The organism is Bilifractor sp. LCP21S3_F8 (assembly GCF_052117805.1).
GTDB lineage: Bacteria > Bacillota > Clostridia > Lachnospirales > Lachnospiraceae > Bilifractor.
The window spans coordinates 1-647 of record NZ_JBQKIK010000067.1 but is presented as its reverse complement, the minus strand read 5'-3'; the positions used below and the strand labels follow the sequence as shown (position 1 = coordinate 647).

The 647-nt window shown below is 55.2% G+C and carries 1 pseudogene; it reads right to left on the bottom strand.

The annotated features are described in order from the left end of the window. Nucleotides 1-647: pseudogene (locus tag ACTQ3A_RS13900) on the bottom strand (tetracycline resistance ribosomal protection protein Tet(W)); the annotation flags it as partial.

The following is a 647-nucleotide window of genomic DNA, read 5'->3' as shown; positions in this document are numbered from 1 at the left end:
ACAAGCCCTGCTCCAGCCCGTAACGGATACCATCCCTGACAGCGTTTTGAAAACTCTGGTTCAAGTATCCCAGCGAAACCCGGCTCTCGTATTGTACACCGGAGCCAAGCGGGAGTGGTGTAACAGACAGTCCGATGGATGCCCAAAACGGGTTGGGCGGCACCTCGATATGGATGGTGTGGCTGGCTGCTTTGAGCGGCCGCTCCATATAAATGACGGTGGGTTCCTTTACCACTGTTTCAAGCTTGTATTTTTCCGACAGCAAAGCGGAAACGACCTCCAACTGCACCCGGCCCAAAAAAGAAAGAATGATCTCATGGGTGATGGAATCCACTTCGCAGCGCAAAAGCGGGTCAGTATCCGCAAGTTGCGTAAGAGCGTCCAGCAGCCGTTCTCTTTGCGCTGCCGTTTTCGGCGCAATCGTCGTCCGCAGCATGGGGAGGGGGGCCTCGCGCCACCTTTTACGAGGGAGCCGGGTTTGATCCCCTAATACATCGTTTAACCTCACGCTGTCGCTGGGAAGGATAACAATTTCGCCCGGATAAGCGGTGTCTGTCCGAACAATTTCCCCTTTGGATGGAATACGCATCTCTGTGATTTTCAGCTTTTCTCTCCCGGCCAGGGCCACCGTATCCCGCAGGCGCAGC